Origin of the sequence: Klebsiella sp. D5A (genome assembly GCF_001620885.1) — a bacterium.
Lineage (GTDB): Bacteria > Pseudomonadota > Gammaproteobacteria > Enterobacterales > Enterobacteriaceae > Klebsiella > Klebsiella variicola.
Genome location: NZ_LOAR01000020.1, coordinates 66,422 through 81,650 on the forward strand (window position 1 = coordinate 66,422; position 15,229 = coordinate 81,650).

Genomic DNA, 15,229 nt, shown 5'->3' on the forward strand with positions numbered 1-15,229 from the left:
TTTCATTTAGTTGTTTAGATAAGGCGCCGTGCCTTGATGTGTTAAATAGTAGCCCGCACATCGCTAAACAAAAAGCGGAAGGATTTGCTGTCATTGTTCAAATTTATTGATCGATATTTAACCCGCAATTAAACGCTGCGGATGGGTGTAAACTGTCGCCCTGCCCGGCTTGCAAAAGCCCACCAGCGTCAGATTGCAGCGCTCGGCCACTTCCACCGCTAAGGTGGTGGCCGCCGAGACCGCGAACAGGATCTCGACGCCGCACATCGCGGCCTTCTGCACCATTTCATAGCTGGCCCGGCTGGAGACCAGCGCGGCGCCATGCTGCCAGTCCTCGCCAATTTCCGCGCGCTGGCCCAGCAGTTTATCCAGGGCGACATGCCGGCCAACGTCTTCAAAACCGCCCGCCAGCTCGCCAGTCGTCCTGACCCAGGCAGCCGCATGGGTACAGCCGGTGAGCCGGCCGACCGGTTGAAAGTCGTTAAGATGCGCCAGGGAGTGGTCGAGGTTAGCTAGATCGAACGTCTGAGTGAACGGTAGCGGCTGAACTGGCTTACCAATATCATTGAGCTGCTCGACGCCGCATACCCCGCAGCCGGTGCGCCCGGCCAGCGCGCGACGCCGGGCTTTGAGCCCCATAAAACGTCGGCTGGAGAGCTCAATCTGTACCTCAAGGCCATTGCACACCGATACCACGTCCATGCCGAAAATCTCCCGCCGATGCTCGATAATCCCTTCGGATAAGGAAAAGCCGACGGCGAATTGTTCCAGGTCTTTCGGCGTGGCCATCATCACCACATGGGAGATACCGTTGTAGACCAGCGCGACGGGAATTTCTTCGGCTAACTCGTCTGGCTGAGGGTGTTGCAGATCCTCGCGTTTCCAGAGGGAGACCTGGCGATATCCTGTGACATTCGTCACATTTTTGATTTGTTCGAGAGGCTTCTTGTTCACTTTGCTTTAACCGTATTGGAACAGGCATACACACAATGTGGTATTCTGTTTTTATCCCTTCAGGAATGAGGGAAATTAGCCCTAATTCTGAACCTTTGCGGCCTTCACCGCAAAGCAAATAACTACATGTGACAATGTCGAAACAAGGAGCGAACCATGCAGGTCAGCAGAAGGCAGTTCTTTAAGATCTGCGCTGGCGGTATGGCGGGAACCACGGCAGCAGCGCTGGGCTTTGCCCCGGCAACTGCGCTCGCGGAGACACGGCAGTACAAATTGCTGCGCACGCGCGAAACCCGTAACACCTGTACATACTGTTCTGTCGGCTGTGGGCTGTTGATGTATAGCCTCGGCGACGGCGCAAAAAACGCCAAAGCATCCATTTTCCATATCGAAGGCGATCCGGATCATCCGGTTAACCGTGGTGCGCTCTGCCCGAAAGGGGCCGGTCTGGTGGACTTTATCCATTCTGAAAGCCGCCTGAAATTCCCGGAATATCGCGCGCCAGGTTCCGATAAATGGCAGCAAATCAGCTGGGACGAAGCGTTTGATCGCATCGCCAAGCTGATGAAAGAGGACCGCGACGCCAACTTTATCGCGCAAAACGACGCCGGCACCACCGTCAACCGCTGGTTGACCACCGGGATGCTGTGCGCCTCCGCCTCCAGTAACGAAACCGGCTATTTAACGCAAAAATTCACCCGCGCCCTCGGGATGCTGGCGGTGGATAACCAGGCGCGTGTCTGACACGGACCAACGGTAGCAAGTCTTGCTCCAACATTTGGTCGCGGTGCGATGACCAACCACTGGGTGGATATTAAGAACGCCAACCTGATCGTGGTGATGGGCGGTAACGCCGCAGAAGCGCATCCGGTGGGGTTCCGCTGGGCGATGGAAGCCAAAATTCATAATGGCGCCAAGCTCATCGTTATCGATCCGCGCTTTACGCGTACGGCATCGGTGGCAGATTTCTATACCCCGATTCGTTCCGGTACCGACATTACCTTCCTGTCGGGTGTGATCCTGTACCTGCTGAATAACGAAAAATTCAACCGCGAATACACCGAAGCCTACACCAACGCCAGCCTGATCGTGCGTGAGGACTACAGCTTCGACGACGGGCTGTTCAGCGGCTATAACGCAGAAAAACGCCAGTACGACAAAACCAGCTGGAACTATGAGCTGGATGAGAACGGCTTCGCCAAACGCGATACCACGCTGCAACATCCACGCTGCGTCTGGAACCTGCTGAAGCAGCACGTTTCTCGTTATACCCCGGATGTAGTCGAAAACATCTGTGGTACGCCGAAGGCCGACTTCCTTAAAGTTTGCGAATACATTGCCGAAACCAGCGCGCCGGATAAGACCGCGTCGTTCCTGTATGCTCTCGGCTGGACCCAGCACTCCATCGGCGCACAGAACATCCGCACCATGGCGATGATCCAGCTGCTGCTCGGCAACATGGGAATGGCGGGCGGCGGCGTCAACGCCCTGCGCGGTCACTCCAATATCCAGGGTCTGACCGACCTCGGCCTGCTCTCCACCAGCCTGCCGGGCTACATGTCGCTGCCGAATGAAAAACAGGCCGACCTGCAGACCTACCTGACAGCTAACACGCCGAAGCCGCTGCTGAAAGACCAGGTCAACTACTGGGGCAACTATCCGAAGTTCTTCGTCTCCATGATGAAAGCCTTCTTCGGCGACAAAGCTACGGCAGAAAACAGTTGGGGCTTTGACTGGCTGCCGAAGTGGGATAAGAGCTACGACGTTCTGCAGTACTTCGAGATGATGAATCAGGGCAAAGTGAATGGCTATATTTGCCAGGGCTTTAACCCGGTCGCCTCGTTCCCGAACAAAAACAAGGTTGTCGCTTCCCTGTCGAAGCTGAAGTTCCTTGTGACCATCGACCCACTCAACACCGAAACGTCCACCTTCTGGCAAAACCACGGTGAGTCGAACGATGTTGACCCGTCGAAAATCCAGACCGAAGTGTTCCGCCTGCCCTCCACCTGTTTCGCTGAAGAGAACGGGTCGATCGTCAACTCCGGCCGCTGGCTGCAGTGGCACTGGAAAGGCGCGGACGCCCCGGGGATCGCTGTCACCGATGGTGAAATCCTCGCCGGTATCTTCACTCGCCTGCGTAAGATGTATGCCGACGAGGGTGGCCCGGCGCCGGAGCCAGTGCTCAACATGACGTGGAACTACTCCACGCCGCATGAGCCGGCGTCGGAAGAAGTGGCGATGGAAAGCAACGGTAAAGCGCTGGCGGATATCACCGACCCGGCGACCGGCGCGGTGATCGTTAAGAAAGGGCAGCAGTTGAGCTCCTTTGCCCAGCTGCGCGATGATGGCACCACCTCCAGCGGCTGCTGGATCTTCGCCGGTAGCTGGACGCCAGACGGCAACCAGATGGCGCGCCGCGATAACGCCGATCCGTCAGGCCTCGGCAACACGCTGGGTTGGGCCTGGGCCTGGCCGCTCAACCGCCGCATCCTGTATAACCGCGCCTCCGCGGACCCGCAGGGTAAACCGTGGGATCCTAAGCGTCAGTTGCTGAAATGGGATGGCGCGAAATGGGGCGGCGTGGATATTCCGGACTACAGCGCCGCCGCGCCTGGCAGCGACGTCGGTCCGTTTATCATGCAGCCGGAAGGGATGGGCCGTCTGTTCGCTATCGATAAGATGGCGGAAGGACCGTTCCCGGAACACTACGAGCCGTTTGAAACGCCGCTGGGGACTAACCCGCTGCATCCAAACGTGGTCTCTAACCCGGCCGCTCGCGTCTTCAAAGGCGATCTCGAGCAGATGGGCAAAGCGGACAAATTCCCGTACGTCGGCACCACTTACCGCCTGACCGAACACTTCCACTACTGGACCAAGCACGCGTTGCTTAACGCCATCGCGCAGCCGGAGCAGTTTGTGGAGATCGGTGAAAAACTGGCGAATAAGCTCGGCATCGGCCACGGCGATACCGTGAAAGTTTCCTCTAACCGCGGATATATCAAAGCCAAGGCAGTGGTGACCAAGCGTATTCGCACGCTGAAAGTTGACGGTAAGGATATCGATACCATCGGCATTCCTATTCACTGGGGCTATGAGGGCGTAGCGAAAAAAGGCTTTATTGCTAATACCCTGACGCCGTTCGTCGGTGATGCAAATACGCAGACACCGGAGTTCAAAGCTTTCCTCGTGAACGTGGAAAAGGTGTAACGGAGACGACTTATGGCTTATCAATCGCAAGATATTATTCGTCGTTCCGCGACTAACGGTTTCACCCCCGCGCCTCAGGCGCGGGACCACCAGCAGGAGGTGGCGAAGCTTATCGACGTCACCACCTGTATCGGCTGCAAAGCCTGTCAGGTGGCCTGCTCCGAATGGAACGATATTCGTGATGAAGTCGGTCACAACGTCGGGGTGTATGACAACCCGGCGGACCTGACCGCCAAGTCATGGACGGTCATGCGCTTCTCGGAAGTGGAACAAAACGACAAGCTGGAATGGCTCATTCGCAAGGATGGCTGCATGCATTGCGCGGACCCGGGCTGCCTGAAGGCCTGCCCGTCAGAAGGCGCGATCATTCAGTACGCCAACGGTATCGTCGACTTCCAGTCCGAGCAGTGCATCGGCTGCGGCTACTGTATCGCCGGCTGTCCGTTCGATGTACCGCGTCTGAACCCGGAAGACAACCGCGTCTACAAATGTACCCTGTGCGTAGACCGCGTGACCGTCGGCCAGGAGCCTGCCTGCGTGAAAACCTGTCCGACCGGCGCAATCCACTTTGGCTCCAAAGAGGATATGAAAACGCTGGCCGGTGAACGCGTGGCTGAGCTGAAAACCCGCGGTTATGACAATGCGGGCCTGTACGATCCGGCCGGCGTCGGCGGCACCCACGTCATGTACGTGCTGCACCATGCCGACAAGCCGAATCTGTACCATGGCCTGCCGGAAAACCCGGAGATCAGCCAGACCGTGAAGTTCTGGAAAGGCATCTGGAAACCGCTGGCGGCCGTCGGCTTCGCCGCGACCTTCGCAGCCAGTATCTTCCACTACGTCGGCGTCGGTCCGAACCGCGCGGAAGAGGAAGAGGACAACCTGCATGAAGAGAAAGACGAGGTGCGCAAATGAAAAGACGTGACACCATCGTGCGCTACACGGCGCCGGAACGCATCAACCACTGGGTCACCGCCTTCTGCTTCGTCCTGGCGGCAGTGAGCGGGTTAGGCTTTTTCTTCCCGTCCTTTAACTGGCTGATGCATATTCTCGGTACGCCGCAGCTGGCGCGTATTCTCCACCCGTTCGTCGGGGTGGTGATGTTCGCGTCGTTTATCATCATGTTTTTCCGTTACTGGCACCACAACCTAATCAATCGGGATGATATCTTTTGGGCGAAGAATATTCGTAAGATCGTCGTCAACGAGGAGGTGGGCGATACCGGGCGCTATAACTTCGGCCAGAAATGCGTGTTCTGGGCGGCGATTATTTTGCTGGTACTGCTGCTGGTGAGCGGTGTGATCATCTGGCGTCCGTATTTTGCGCCGGCTTTCTCAATCCCGGTGATCCGATTTGCGCTGATGCTGCATTCATTTGCCGCAGTGGCGTTAATTGTGGTTATCATGGTGCATATCTACGCCGCCCTCTGGGTGAAAGGCACCATTACCGCGATGGTGGAAGGCTGGGTTACCAAAACGTGGGCGAAGAAACATCACCCGCGCTGGTACCGAGAGGTCCGCCAGAAACAGGAAAAGTCATCTGAATGAGTATTCGCATAATCCCGCAAGACGAGCTGGGTTCGAGCGAGAAACGCACGGCGGAAGCAATTCCGCCGTTACTGTTCCCCAGGCTGAAAAATCTTTATAACCGCCGCGCTGAACGCCTGCGTGAGCTGGCCGCCAACAACCCGCTGGGCGATTACCTGCGCTTTGCCGCGCTGATCGCCCATGCCCAGGAAGTGGTGCTGTACGACCATCCGCTGCAGATGGATCTGACGGCTCGCATTAAAGCGGCCAGCGAACAGGGTAAACCGCCGCTGGATATCCACGTTCTGCCGCGCGACAAGCACTGGCACAAGCTGTTGCACTCGCTGATTGCCGAGCTGAAGCCGGAAATGAGCGGCCCGGCGCTGGCGGTCATTGAGAATCTGGAAAAAGCCTCTGAGCAGGAGCTGGAGCAGATGGCCAGCGCGCTGTTTGTTTCCGACTTCGCCTCCGTCAGCAGTGATAAAGCGCCGTTCATCTGGGCCGCGTTGTCGCTCTACTGGGCGCAGATGGCCAGCCTGATCCCGGGGAAAGCGCGCGCCGAATACGGCGAACAGCGTCAGTTCTGCCCGGTATGCGGCTCGATGCCGGTCTCCAGCATCGTGCAGATCGGCACCACTCAGGGGCTGCGCTATCTGCACTGCAACCTGTGCGAAACCGAGTGGCACGTGGTGCGCGTCAAGTGCAGCAACTGTGAACAGAGCCGCGACCTGCACTACTGGTCGCTGGACAACGAGCAGGCAGCGGTGAAAGCCGAAAGCTGTGGCGACTGCGGAACCTACCTGAAGATTATGTATCAGGAGAAGGATCCGAAAGTCGAAGCCGTCGCCGACGATTTGGCGTCCCTGGTGCTCGACGCCCGTATGGAACAGGAAGGCTTCGCCAGGAGCTCAATTAACCCGTTCATGTTCCCCGGCGAAGGGGAGTAAGTTCTGCGGTGTGATTTCGGGCGGCTCTTGCCGCCCGCTTTCCTTCTTGCGATACGAGCGTAGTCAGGAATGACTCACCCGCGTCACTGACTGTCATCAGAGACCAGCCTTTGGCTCGACACACTCGTTTTAGACGAGTTTGTCGCTCCCTTGTCGTCCTCCTGCCACTCGAATTATTCAGGGTGTAGTTCGTACGGCGTGACTACGCCAGGAATACCGGCAAAATCCTTCGTATTCCGCGTAATCAGTTCCAGACGATGGAGTTGCGCCGTCGCCAGAATGATGGCATCCGGCAGCTTAAGCTTATACTCCTGCCGCAGCGCAACGCTTCGCTCTGCAATATCCTGTGAGATGTTAATGATATTAAAGGTGCTTAGCGCCATTCGCGTACGCTGCTCCTGGTGATATTTTTTAGCGCCAACCATCACCTCCATCCAGGTAATCAGACTGATCGCATTCTGCGGTGGCCAGGCCTCCAGCGCCTGTTTGGCTTCGCGACGCCCGCTAAATAAATCAATAAGAATATTGGTATCAAAAAGCGCAGATCCGGAGGTCATTACCACTCCTTGCGTAGCTGACGTTGATATTCCATGCCGTCTTCTTCGCAGTCTTGCCACAGACCCAGCGCACTGGAGATGGTATCTTTAGCTCGATCTTGTTTCTCCAGATATTGTTCAACCGCTTCACGTAACAGTTCCGCTCGCGGAATGTTACGCTGCACTTTGAGGTCATCGAGACGTTGAATGACATCGTCTGATAAATCGAGAAGAATTCTGCCCATATCCCTTTCAGCCATCATGCTCATATATACCTCAAGTATATCACCAGTGATGAAGTTATGAGCAATCTACAGCTTTTGAAATCGGAAACAAAAAGGATTTTGCCAGGTAAACGCTTTTTTGCGAGCCGCTTTCCATAATGCACAGGCGACCTCAACAGGCCTGTATTTTCGCCATAATCCAGGCTATAACACTGGATATTAAAACAGTACAAGGAACTACATATGGCGCTGGAGAAAGGGATTGCTTCGCTGGTTGAGGCATTTATTGCGGCAGGTCGTCCGTCATCGCGCGATCAACATATTGATGATCGGAGGGCCGGCTATATCGCCAGTGCGGTACTCGCCGGGGAGACGGAAACGCGAGTGCGGGTGGAGGATATCACCCTGGAGGGGATGCACTTCCGCGTCGTTTCACCGCCCACTGCCGACGGCCTGCTACCCACGCTTATCTACTACCACGGCGGCTGTTTTGTCAGCGGCGGCTTTACCACCCACGATAACCAACTCCGTCAGTTAGCCATGTTCAGCGGTTGCCGGGTGATCGCTGTACAGTACCGCCTGGCGCCGGAGCATACCTTTCCGGCGGCGCACGATGATGCAGAACGAGGTGCTACGATTATTCACCAGCACGCAAAGCAGCTTGGCGTTGATGCCTCGCGTATCACGCTGGCCGGCGACAGCGCCGGCGGGCACCTCGCCCTGGTCACGGCTCTGCGCCTGAAAGCGAAAGCGGCGTGGAATCCTGCACAACTGATTCTGATTTATCCGATGCTTGACCCCACCGCCAGCATGGCGAGCTACCTCAGCAATGGCGATGACTATGTGATTACCCGGGACACGCTACTGAGCGGCTACGAAATGTACCTCGCCTCGACGCCGGCAAACCATCCGGATGCCAGTCCGCTCTGGCGCGAAGATTTTCACGGGCTGCCACCGGTGCATATTCTGACGGCGGAGTTCGATCCTTTACGCGATGAGGGCGAAGTGCTGTACCGAAGGCTGACGGAGCAAGGGGTGGAGAGTTCCTGTCAGCGTTATCTGGGGGTGATCCACGGCTTCTTTCAGCTGGGTGGCGTCAGCCACGCCGCGCGTGATGCTATGCGGGATATCGCCTGGCGTGTGGCATCGCCAGGACGATAACGGCCAGAGGGCACTTACTCTTCCTCGTTGCCGCCCTCTTCGTACGAACCAAAAGGCTTCGCCGGCAGCACGATGTAGATCCCCTCGAAAACCGCACCCTGTTTATCATCGCCAAAAAGCTCCACCTGCATTTGCACGCGGGCTTTACGCCCACGCGCCAGGCGGTCGAGGTCGCCGCTCAGCGATCCCAGGTCGGCGATGGCGCTGGGGCGGCCGCTAATGGGCTGACTGTATCGAATATGCGCATCCGCCAAAATGATGGTGCCCCCCAGATGCCGCTCGCGCAGCATCAGCCAGATAAGTCCCCATCCGGTCAGGGTCGCTAACGAAAACAGGCTACCGGCAAACAGCGTATGGTGCGGATTCTGGTTCCCCGCTTCCGGCATGGTGGTTATAAATTTCTGCCCGGTGTACTGCTGAATGCGTACGCCCATTTTTTCACTCAGCGGGATATGCTGATACCACGCCTGCTGGAGCTGCGCGCACCAGTCGCCACGGTGCAAAATATCGTCCAGCGACGCGATCGGTTTAATCATCAGAAAATGACGGATCGGCGTGGTGGTCGGGGTAGTGATCTCCCCCTGATTGACAAAGCCAAGCTTGGCGAAAAACTCCACCGCATCTTCGCGGGCGCTACAGGTGACCCGCTTCACCCCTTCCTGACGCGCTACCGACTCGAGGGTCATCGCCATCAGCGTCCCCAGCCCTTTATCCTGTACGGAGGGATGAACGGCCATAAAGCGAATGGAGGCTTCATTTTCCGCATTGATATACAGTCGGCCGACGGCAACCAGATTGCCCTCTTCATCCACCACCATCTGATGATGCGCCATCGCATCCCAGGCGTCGCGTTCCGATCCTTTTGGCTGATGCAGCGGCTTACGCAGCATCTCCCAGCGGAACTGGTAGTAGCTCTCTAACTCTTCTGCTGTTTGCGGTACACGAAGGTGATACATAGTCGTACTCTCTTTTGTTACCCGCAGCCTGCCCGGAAGCTGGGTCATACCTGCAACCAAAAGGTCACGGGACCATCATTGACCAAAGAAACCTGCATATCCGCAGCGAATCTTCCGGTCTGGGTGTTCATTTCCTGCTGGCGACAGCGGGCGACGAAATACTCATATAGCGCCTCGGCGCGGTCAGGGGCAGCGCCTTTCGAGAAACTCGGTCGCATCCCCCGCTCGGTATCCGCCGCCAGCGTAAATTGCGAAACCACCAGCACGCTGCCGCCCGCCTGCTGGACATTCAGGTTCATTTTCCCGTCCGCATCGCTGAAGATGCGGTAGCCCAGCACCCGTTCACAAAGGCGATTCGCCTTTTGTTCATCATCGTCTTTCTCGACGCCCAGCAGCACCAGAAGCCCCGGACCAATTTCGCCCGTCACTTCATCCTCCACGGTAACGCTTGCACGGGATACGCGTTGAATTAATGCAATCATGGTTGTTCTGTTTCTTCTGTTTTAAGTTTGCGGTATTCACCGAGAGTGACAGTAATTTCAGCGCCAAGCAAGACGATACACCAGGTCCAGTACACCCAGACGAACAAAATCGGCACCACCGAAATCACGCCATAAATTAACTGATAGGACGGAAAGGTGGTGATATAGAGGGCAAACGCTTTTTTACCTGCCTCGAACAGCAGCGCTGCCACCAGCGCCCCGATCACTGCATCGCGGTTACGCACCTGGGTGGTCGGTACAATACTGTAGAGCAGCCAGAATGCCGCCCATGAAAGGATCAGCGGGAAGAGGCGGAGTAGATTATCAATCACGCCGTCCAGATCGCTCGCCCAGCGCAGCGACAGCAGATACGAACTGATCGCCAGGCTGGCGCCTGCCAGCAACGGGCCAAGAGTCAGGATCATCCAGTAAACGGCAAAGGAGTAAACTTTGGGACGGCTGCGCGTGCTGCGCCAGATGGTGTTTAGCGCGCTGTCGATCGAGTACATCAGCAGCAGCGAGGTGACGATCAGGCCAAACGCGCCTACGGCGGTCATACGGCTGGAGTTAGCCACGAACTGTTCGATATACCCCTGAATCACATCCCCGGTCGCCGGAATAAAATTGGCGAAGATAAAATGGCGAATCTGCACGCTGACTTCGGAAAACATGGGAAAGGCCGCAAACAGCGCGAACACGACGGCTATCAGCGGCACCAGGGAAAGTAATGACACATAGGCGAGGTTCCCCGCCAGAGTCGTCATATGGTCTTCATCAATGCGCCGCCACAGCAGCTTAAGCCAAGCCAGCAGCGGCCGGGTATGGTGGTGTAATTTTTGCTGAACGGTTTTTAGCATAGCTGATTCGCGAAATAGTCAGGGATGGTCTTCTTCCCGGTCACCAGAATACTGGTGATCCCTAACCGGTTGGCCCCTGCTATATTATCGACGTTATCATCAAAAAAGACCGTATCTGCGGCGGAAAATCCCTCTTCTTCCAGTACTCGCAGATAAATTTCCGCTTCAGGCTTACGCAATCCCATCTCCTGTGACAGATAAATGCGATCGGCGGCAGCGCGCACTTCCGGGTATTCATCGGGCCAGAATGTGGTGTGAAGACGATTGGTATTGGAGAGCACCACCACCCGATGCCCCTGGGCACGAAGTTTATGCATGATGGTAATTACCTCCGGGCGCAGCGCGACAAATACCGCCTGCCAGCCGTGAGCAAACTGCTCATAGCTGAGGGACATATTCATTTCATGACACATGGCGGCGGCAAAGTCTTCATCGCTAATCTCGCCACGCTCATGCTGGTGGAAAGCCTCTCCCATGGTGAAATGCTGCTTCAGCGTCGCCAGCGGGATGCGGGTTAAATCACTCCAGGCTCCCAATACCCGGTTGAAGTCAATGTCGACAATCACATTACCTAAATCAAAGATATAGAGCATTTTTGTCTCCTTCCGCGCCGTGGAAAATTAACTTTAGCGGGAAAGGCAGGATTTGACTATTGACGTATGATGCAGGAATGAAAAAAAGAAACCCCGCCGGAGAGGCGGGGTTTAGCGAACAACAAGAAGAAAAATTACTCTTCTTTTGCACCGCGCATTGCGCGTTTACGGTCGTTCTCAGTCAGGTGACGTTTACGGATACGGATAGACGTAGGGGTCACTTCTACCAGTTCGTCGTCATCGATGAACTCCAGAGCCTGCTCCAGGGTCATCTTAATCGGCGGAACCAGAACCGTTGCTTCGTCAGTACCGGACGCACGCATGTTGGTCAGTTTCTTACCGGTCAGGCAGTTTACCGTCAGGTCGTTAGAGCGACTGTGAATACCGATGATCTGGCCTTCGTAAACTTCAGCGCCGTGGCCGAGGAACAGCTTACCGCGATCCTGCAGACCGAACAGGGCGAACGCAACCGCTTTACCCTGACCGTTAGAGATCAGTACGCCGTTGTTACGCTGACCCACTTCGCCCGGACGAACGTCGTCGTAGTGGCTGAAGGTGGAGTACAGCAGACCGGTACCAGAAGTCATGGTCATGAACTCTGAACGGAAGCCGATCAGACCACGGCTTGGGATCACGTAGTCGAGACGTACGCGACCTTTACCGTCTGGATTCATGTTTTTCAGGTCGCCTTTACGCTCGCCCAGCGCCTGCATGACAGAACCCTGGTGCTGCTCTTCGACGTCCAGCGTCACGTTTTCGAACGGCTCTTGTTTACGGCCATCGATTTCGCGGAAGATAACTTTCGGACGGGAAACCGCCATCTCGAAACCTTCACGACGCATGTTTTCAATCAGAACGGACAGGTGCAGTTCACCACGGCCGGAAACGCGGAACGCATCAGCGTCTTCGGTTTCTTCAACGCGCAGCGCCACGTTGTGCACCAGCTCTTTGTTCAGACGGTCCAGGATCTGGCGAGAGGTAACGAACTTACCTTCTTTACCGCAGAACGGCGAGGTGTTGACGTTGAAGAACATGGTTACGGTCGGCTCATCAACGGACAGTGCCGGCAGCGCTTCGACATTCTGCGGATCGCAGATGGTGTCGGAGATGTTCAGCTCGCCCAGACCGGTGATCGCGATGATGTCGCCAGCTTCGGCTACGTCACTCTCGATACGCTCCAGACCCAGGTGAGTCAGCACTTTACCGACTTTACCGTTACGGGTTTTGCCTTCGCTATCGATGATAGTGACCTGCTGGTTCGGCTTCACTTTACCGCGTTTGATGCGGCCGATACCGATGACGCCAACGTAGTTGTTGTAGTCCAGCTGGGAGATCTGCATCTGCAGCGGACCGTCAAGGTCAACGTCCGGCGCCGGCACGCGATCAACAATCGCCTGGTACAGCGGGGTCATGTCGTCAGCCATGTCTTCGTGGTCCAGGCCCGCGATACCGTTCAGCGCGGACGCGTAAACGATCGGGAAGTCCAGCTGTTCGTCGGTCGCATCAAGGTTAACGAACAGGTCGAAGACCTGATCGACAACCCAGTCCGGACGGGCGCCCGGGCGGTCAACTTTGTTGATGACCACGATCGGCTTCAGGCCGTGGGCAAAAGCTTTTTTGGTCACGAAGCGCGTTTGCGGCATCGGGCCATCAAAGGCATCGACCACCAGCAGCACAGAGTCAACCATGGACATAACACGCTCAACCTCACCTCCGAAGTCGGCGTGCCCTGGGGTATCAACGATGTTGATACGGTAATCATTCCATTTGATTGCGGTGTTTTTCGCGAGGATGGTAATCCCACGCTCTTTCTCCAAATCGTTGGAGTCCATCACACGTTCTTGTGCTTCAGTACGTGCGTCGAACGTACCGGATTGCTGTAGCAGCTTGTCAACCAGGGTAGTTTTACCATGGTCAACGTGCGCGATGATGGCGATATTACGCAGATTTTCGATCACAACTTTGCCTCAGGCATTAGAAATAGCGCGTTATTGTACACGTATTAAGCGAAGGACTGAACAGGATCACAAACATCCTCCGCAAACAAGTATTGCAGAGTTTCTTTGTGACCGCTTTCACGGAGCGATAAAAGGGCACCGTAACAAAAATTGCACCAAAATGGTGCTCAATGTTCACACTGAGGCACTACTTTGGTGCATTATCTCCATCATGGTGCAGTCCTTTTGCACTATGGTGCGCATGATACAGCGTTTTATAGGGCATTTAAAAGTTGGCACAGATTTCGCTTTATATTTTTTAAGGCAACAACGCCACTTTTAAGCAGTATGAAGTTTTCGTTACCACGACGACAATGACCAATCCGGGAGAGTTTAAGTATGTCCGCTGAACACGTTTTGACGATGCTGAACGAGCACGAAGTGAAGTTTGTCGATCTGCGCTTCACCGATACCAAAGGTAAAGAACAGCACGTCACGATTCCGTCTCATCAGGTAAATGCCGAATTCTTCGAAGAAGGCAAAATGTTTGATGGCTCCTCGATCGGTGGCTGGAAAGGTATCAACGAATCTGACATGGTCCTGATGCCGGACGCTTCCACCGCGGTCATTGACCCGTTCTACGAAGAACCGACCCTGATCATCCGCTGCGATATCCTCGAGCCAGGCACCCTGCAGGGCTATGACCGTGACCCGCGCTCCATCGCGAAACGCGCTGAAGAGTACCTGCGCGCCACCGGCATCGCTGACACCGTCCTGTTCGGGCCAGAACCAGAATTCTTCCTGTTCGACGACATCCGTTTTGGCGCCTCTATCTCCGGCTCCCATGTCGCGATCGATGACATCGAAGGTGCGTGGAACTCCTCCACCAAATACGAAGGCGGTAACAAAGGTCACCGTCCGGGCGTGAAAGGGGGTTACTTCCCGGTTCCGCCAGTAGACTCTTCTCAGGATATCCGTTCCACCATGTGTATGATCATGGAAGAGATGGGCCTGGTTGTTGAAGCTCACCACCACGAAGTGGCTACCGCAGGTCAGAACGAAGTGGCAACCCGCTTCAACACCATGACCAAAAAAGCGGACGAAATTCAGATTTACAAATACGTTGTTCACAACGTCGCTCACCGCTTCGGTAAAACCGCGACCTTTATGCCGAAACCAATGTTCGGCGATAACGGCTCCGGCATGCACTGCCATATGTCTCTGGCGAAAAACGGGACTAACCTGTTCTCCGGCGACAAATACGCAGGTCTGTCTGAGCAGGCGCTGTTCTACATCGGCGGCGTAATCAAACACGCTAAAGCTATCAACGCCCTGGCGAACCCGACCACCAACTCCTACAAGCGTCTGGTCCCGGGTTACGAAGCGCCGGTTATGCTGGCTTACTCTGCGCGTAACCGCTCTGCCTCCATCCGTATTCCGGTGGTGACCTCTCCGAAAGCGCGTCGTATCGAAGTGCGCTTCCCGGACCCGGCTGCCAACCCGTACCTGTGCTTTGCGGCGCTGCTGATGGCTGGCCTTGATGGTATCAAGAACAAAATCCATCCGGGCGAAGCAATGGACAAAAACCTGTATGACCTGCCGCCGGAAGAAGCGAAAGAGATCCCGCAGGTTGCAGGCTCTCTGGAAGAAGCCCTGCAGGCCCTGGATGCTGACCGCGAGTTCCTGACGGCTGGCGGCGTGTTCACCAATGACGCTATCGATGCTTACATCGCCCTGCGTCTGGAAGAGAACGACCGCGTACGCATGACTCCGCATCCGGTTGAGTTCGAACTGTACTACAGCGTCTAATTTTGCTGTAAATCCAGGGTATGTCGTGTTGTGGCGCGGG

The 15,229-nt window shown here is 55.8% G+C and carries 14 protein-coding genes; 6 read left to right on the forward strand and 8 right to left on the reverse strand.

All coding sequences use genetic code 11. The features are described 5' to 3' along the window. Positions 1–117: 117 nt before the first annotated feature. Complete coding sequence (fdhD, locus tag AS136_RS23235; RefSeq protein ID WP_008807900.1) at positions 118–954, reverse strand: formate dehydrogenase accessory sulfurtransferase FdhD; 837 nt, start codon at positions 952–954, stop codon at positions 118–120. A gap of 156 nt (positions 955–1,110) precedes the next feature. Between fdhD and fdnG the strand changes: the two genes are divergently transcribed. Genes fdnG through fdhE form a run of 4 tightly spaced genes read left to right on the forward strand, consistent with a single transcriptional unit; the run spans position 1,111 to position 6,634 of the window. Then, positions 1,111–4,161, forward strand: a complete 3,051-nt coding sequence (gene fdnG / locus AS136_RS23245; RefSeq protein ID WP_086512137.1) for a formate dehydrogenase-N subunit alpha — start codon at positions 1,111–1,113, stop codon at positions 4,159–4,161. 12 nt (positions 4,162–4,173) lie between these two features. Next, the gene (fdxH, locus tag AS136_RS23250) at positions 4,174–5,076 is read left to right on the forward strand and encodes a formate dehydrogenase subunit beta (protein WP_002882822.1); all 903 of its coding nucleotides are present in this window, start codon (positions 4,174–4,176) and stop codon (positions 5,074–5,076) included. Continuing rightward, on the forward strand, positions 5,073–5,708 hold the full coding sequence (gene fdoI, locus AS136_RS23255; RefSeq protein ID WP_008807902.1) for a formate dehydrogenase cytochrome b556 subunit: 636 nt from the start codon (positions 5,073–5,075) through the stop codon (positions 5,706–5,708). Before fdxH ends, fdoI begins: the two co-directional genes overlap by 4 nt. Next, positions 5,705–6,634: a formate dehydrogenase accessory protein FdhE gene (fdhE, locus tag AS136_RS23260; protein ID WP_004150358.1), complete on the forward strand. Its 930-nt coding sequence runs from the start codon at positions 5,705–5,707 to the stop codon at positions 6,632–6,634. The genes fdoI and fdhE overlap by 4 nt, the downstream gene beginning before the upstream one ends. A gap of 173 nt (positions 6,635–6,807) precedes the next feature. Here the strand turns inward: fdhE and AS136_RS23265 are convergent, their stop codons facing one another. Together AS136_RS23265 and AS136_RS23270 are read right to left on the reverse strand one after the other, a co-directional pair. After that, positions 6,808–7,191 (reverse strand): type II toxin-antitoxin system VapC family toxin, encoded by a 384-nt coding sequence (locus AS136_RS23265; RefSeq protein ID WP_008807903.1) that lies wholly within the window; start codon positions 7,189–7,191, stop codon positions 6,808–6,810. Further along, a complete protein-coding gene (locus tag AS136_RS23270) occupies positions 7,191–7,433 on the reverse strand; it encodes a ribbon-helix-helix domain-containing protein (RefSeq protein ID WP_004150355.1) in 243 nt (80 codons plus the stop codon). Before AS136_RS23270 ends, AS136_RS23265 begins: the two co-directional genes overlap by 1 nt. A 204-nt stretch (positions 7,434–7,637) precedes the next feature. Here AS136_RS23270 and AS136_RS23275 point away from each other — a divergent pair, with 204 nt between their 5' ends. Next, complete coding sequence (locus AS136_RS23275; RefSeq protein ID WP_063267044.1) at positions 7,638–8,555, forward strand: alpha/beta hydrolase; 918 nt, start codon at positions 7,638–7,640, stop codon at positions 8,553–8,555. 14 nt (positions 8,556–8,569) lie between these two features. On the opposite strand, the gene fabY is transcribed toward AS136_RS23275, so the two are convergent. The 5 genes from fabY to typA form a co-directional block, all read right to left on the reverse strand. After that, positions 8,570–9,511: a fatty acid biosynthesis protein FabY gene (gene fabY / locus AS136_RS23280; RefSeq protein WP_012543287.1), complete on the reverse strand. Its 942-nt coding sequence runs from the start codon at positions 9,509–9,511 to the stop codon at positions 8,570–8,572. Between the two features lie 44 nt (positions 9,512–9,555). Next, on the reverse strand, positions 9,556–9,993 hold the full coding sequence (gene dtd, locus AS136_RS23285; RefSeq protein ID WP_008807906.1) for a D-aminoacyl-tRNA deacylase: 438 nt from the start codon (positions 9,991–9,993) through the stop codon (positions 9,556–9,558). Then, on the reverse strand, positions 9,990–10,850 hold the full coding sequence (locus AS136_RS23290; protein WP_008807907.1) for a virulence factor BrkB family protein: 861 nt from the start codon (positions 10,848–10,850) through the stop codon (positions 9,990–9,992). The genes dtd and AS136_RS23290 overlap by 4 nt, the downstream gene beginning before the upstream one ends. Then, entirely contained in the window at positions 10,844–11,443 is a 600-nt protein-coding gene (gene yihX / locus AS136_RS23295) for a glucose-1-phosphatase (protein ID WP_008807908.1), read from the reverse strand. Before yihX ends, AS136_RS23290 begins: the two co-directional genes overlap by 7 nt. 134 nt (positions 11,444–11,577) lie before the next feature. Further along, positions 11,578–13,401 (reverse strand): ribosome-dependent GTPase TypA, encoded by a 1,824-nt coding sequence (gene typA, locus AS136_RS23300; protein ID WP_008807909.1) that lies wholly within the window; start codon positions 13,399–13,401, stop codon positions 11,578–11,580. A gap of 378 nt (positions 13,402–13,779) precedes the next feature. On the opposite strand from typA, the gene glnA reads away from it, so the two are divergent. Continuing rightward, positions 13,780–15,189 carry a glutamate--ammonia ligase gene (gene glnA / locus AS136_RS23305; protein ID WP_004203622.1) on the forward strand — a complete coding sequence of 470 codons (1,410 nt, stop codon included), beginning with the start codon at positions 13,780–13,782 and terminating at the stop codon, positions 15,187–15,189. Positions 15,190–15,229 lie beyond the last annotated feature (40 nt).